Consider the following 3,610-nt stretch of genomic DNA (forward strand, 5'->3'; position numbering starts at 1 on the left):
TATTCGTGGTACTTGCGGATCATCGCCACTTTACCATTTTCAACTTCAATCACTTCCATCATTGTGGAGGTGTATTCTATTGGCTGCTTACTTTGCGGGTGAATGCCCTTTGCATGACTCTTATAACGAATAGCAAAGCCTGTATTGTTAAACACAAATGTATTAAGCAGTGTGCTTTCAAACAACGTGTGCGCACCTAAGTAAAAACTCATACCTTTGCGCATCTGCTCTTTGCCATCAGGAGTACGTGAGTCATCCGGTTGATACGGAATATGCTGATTGCCAATATCATCGGCACGGGCTAAAAGGCTAAGAAATATAATTAATAGAAAGCTTAGCTTGCACTTCATAACGATTCTTTCTAAAAAAGTATTTTTACTAAAACGACTAAATTTATTAATACATTAATTTTTTAGCGCAGCTTTTCTTGCTAGTTCTTTTATATCTTCATCGATATTGTCATCAAAAGACATTGAATAAATTCTCCAACCTTCTTTCACTTTAAAAAATTGAAATTCAAAACGAATAGGCTGCCTATCGTAGGTTACTAGGTAGGTTACATGAACAAAAAGCTCCCCAACTTTATAATCAGAAACCTTATTAATGAAATTAATTTCACCAACAAGATCATCAAGTGAGGATAGCTGTGTTTTTATCTGTTTTACCTGGTCAGGTATCGACGATACATATTTATTACTTGCGTAAATGGAATCAACAGCATCGCTTATTTTTTCATCAGAGTACAATTCAAAAAATTTATCAACTTCTTCTTGGTAATTGTTAGCACTGACACCCGATGAGAGTAAAAGTAAAGCAGCAAATATAATTTTCATTTTTAACATTCCTTATTGTTTTTAATATAAAAACACACTATTTAAAGTAAATAAAGTTATAAAATACGGCAAATTACATTTTGCTCTTTACTCTATTTGTTGCAACGCTGTTGGCTGGGTCGTCTGGCCAAAAATGTTTAGGGTAGCGGCCTTTCATTTCCTTTTGCACATCGCGGTAACTGCTAGCCCAAAAGTGGGCTAAATCTTGAGTAAGTTGCAATGAACGTTTACCTGGCGATAGCAGCTCCATAAGCAATGGCAATTTACCGTTGGCAAGCATAGGCGTACTGGTCAAGCCGTAAACTTCTTGCATACGCACGCTTAGCTTTGCGGGGCCATCAAGTTGGTATTCTATTTTTATATTTGAGCCACTTGGCACCGTTAAGCGCAGTGGTAACAAAGCTTTTAACGTGGTTTGTTGTTGCCAATCAAAGCAGTTTTGTAATGCTTCAAAGTAGTTAAACTTTTTAAGCTGCGTGAGCGTTTTAATATCTTCTAAAAACACGCCTAGCCACTGCGCTGCATTTTGAATAAGTTGTTGCTCGTTTATTTGCGGGAATTTATCGGGCATTAAATTACTTGCTAGGCTCATACGTATCAGCAATTGTTGCGCATCAGGTTGCTCGTTAAATAAAGCAAAACCGTGTTTAGCAAATAAGCTAAGCCACGCTTTAGCACGATCGCTCTTATCTAGTTTTTGTTTACTAGGCTGGCTGCTGAGCGTTATAGCCCCGAGCTTTACTTCATCTTGATGAATAAAGCGCGCTGATTTTTCATCAAACTCACAACGAGTAAGTTCACTAAATAAATGCGGTAAAAATTCTTGTAACTCAAATGGGTTAAGTGCGGTGGCTGCAAATATACGCCCTCCTTTGTGCCCGCCCATGGTTGCTATGGCTAAGTAATCGTCGTTGTGCCAGTAATCGGCATTTAACTCAGCCCCTGCACCATTGGCGAGTAAATAACCATTACCACGTTTTTTAGCAATACGATCGGGGTATGCCAATGCCACTAGCAAACTAATATAATGCGTATTTAATTCGCTGTTTTCGTCTTTTACTTTTAAGCGGCTTTGCCAATATTTTAACTGTTGTTTAAATACCGTATGCGGACGTTGCTGCTGGCTATGCAGCGCTAAACTCAACTCGTTTGCACTATTTACTCGGCTCTCAAGTAATGCCACTAAATAAATAGCGAGCCTAAAAATACCAGGGAGTTGGTCATCAAGTATTTGTGCTTTTAATAGCATATGCGCCAAACGAATATCAGCACCAAAACCTAACATTTTACTGCCAAGCGGTGTGAGCTTACCTTTGCTATCAATAGCTTCAAGCATATTAAGCAGGTTACTTGCTTGTTCGCATTGCTGCTCAGTGGGCTTATCAAGTAGGGTTAGCTCATCAATACTGGCTCCCCACTGCTTTGCCTCAAGCATAAGCTGGCTTATGTCTGATGTGAGTATTTCGGGATTGTCGTGGCTATTACGTCGCTCAAAGGTTTGCTTTGAGCCAAGCCTATATACAATACCCGGCTCTATTCGCCCTGCACGCCCAGCACGCTGCACAGCAGACGAGCGCGATATACTTTGTGTTATGAGTTCAGTAACCCCTGTTTTTAAATTAAAGGTAGCTGCACGGCGCTTGCCGCTGTCAATTACAATGCGTATGCCTTCAATAGTTAAACTGGTTTCTGCTACATTGGTGGTAAGCACTACTTTGCGCATACCGTTTGGTGCAGAGGCAATAGCAGCTTGCTGATTAGCTTTATCTTGCTCGCCAAATAGCGTGGCAACTAGGCAGTTACTGGGTAAGTCGGTGAGTGCTTGTTGCACGCGTAGTATCTCAAATTGCCCAGGTAAAAATACCAATGCACTACCTGTTTGCTCATTAAGTGCTTGTTTTATTATGGTAGGAATTGCATCAAGCCAGCGGCTTTCATCTTTTATGGGTATGTATACTTCGTCTATTGGGTAGCTGCGACCATTTGATTGAATTACAGGGCAATCAAAAAATGCTGTGTAACGCTCAGTATCTAGCGTTGCCGACATAAGCATGATGGTTAAATCTTCGCGCAGCGCACTTTGGGTCTCTAAAGCAAAGGCAAGTGAAGTATCGGCTGCAATTGAGCGCTCATGGAATTCATCAAATATCAGTAAATCTATATCGCTTAATTCGGGGTCGTTTTGCAGCATGCGTGTGAGCATGCCTTCGGTGACTATTTCGAGGCGCGTATTAGCGCTTACTTTACTCTCGCCCCTGATCCGCAAACCTACACTTTGCCCAACACTCTCGTTTTGGCACTTTGCTAAATAACTGGCAATATTACGTGCAGCTAAACGGCGAGGCTCTAGCATTACAATACGTTTAAAATACCCATCGCGCATAAGTTGTAACGGCAACCACGTAGATTTACCCGCACCAGGCGGTGCTTGTAATAACGTAATAGGATTACTTTGTAATGTAGTAACGAGTTGTTGATATATGTCTTGAACCGGCAGCACAGCTATTTACCCAAAATTGCTTTGTGTGCATTGTAACAAAAACCAAAAATAAACGCGCCGCTAAAGCTATGTGGTTATAAAGGATTTAATTAAGGGTTACATAATCAGAAATAATTACAGACCGCTCTGTACATTTTTTAAGGATGTGCTCAAAAAATTAATTATTACTGCCCCAATAAAAACATAACACCATGATTATAAATGCAAAATAAAAATTTAACTTATTGGTACACGCCTTGCTCCTTTTATACTGAACGTTAATTAAATCTAAGTAAGG

Annotated in this window: 2 protein-coding genes and 1 pseudogene; all 3 read right to left on the minus strand. The window is 40.1% G+C overall.

What is annotated here, in order from left to right:
• Window positions 1–317, minus strand: a pseudogene (locus tag H5072_RS14560) (nuclear transport factor 2 family protein); the annotation flags it as partial.
• 87 nt (window positions 318–404) lie between these two features.
• On the minus strand, window positions 405–833 hold the full coding sequence (locus tag H5072_RS14565; protein ID WP_024593532.1) for a hypothetical protein: 429 nt from the start codon (window positions 831–833) through the stop codon (window positions 405–407).
• Window positions 834–906: 73 nt separating this feature from the next.
• Window positions 907–3,333: an ATP-dependent helicase HrpB gene (gene hrpB / locus H5072_RS14570; RefSeq protein ID WP_182693924.1), complete on the minus strand. Its 2,427-nt coding sequence runs from the start codon at window positions 3,331–3,333 to the stop codon at window positions 907–909.
• Window positions 3,334–3,610 lie beyond the last annotated feature (277 nt).

Origin of the sequence: Pseudoalteromonas sp. SR45-5 (genome assembly GCF_014163565.1) — a bacterium.
GTDB lineage: Bacteria > Pseudomonadota > Gammaproteobacteria > Enterobacterales > Alteromonadaceae > Pseudoalteromonas > Pseudoalteromonas distincta.

Excerpts from the sequence above, each read along its gene's own strand:
- H5072_RS14565 (WP_024593532.1), bottom strand. The coding sequence starts at position 833 with ATGAAAATTATATTTGCTGCTTTACTTTTACTCTCATCGGGTGTCAGT.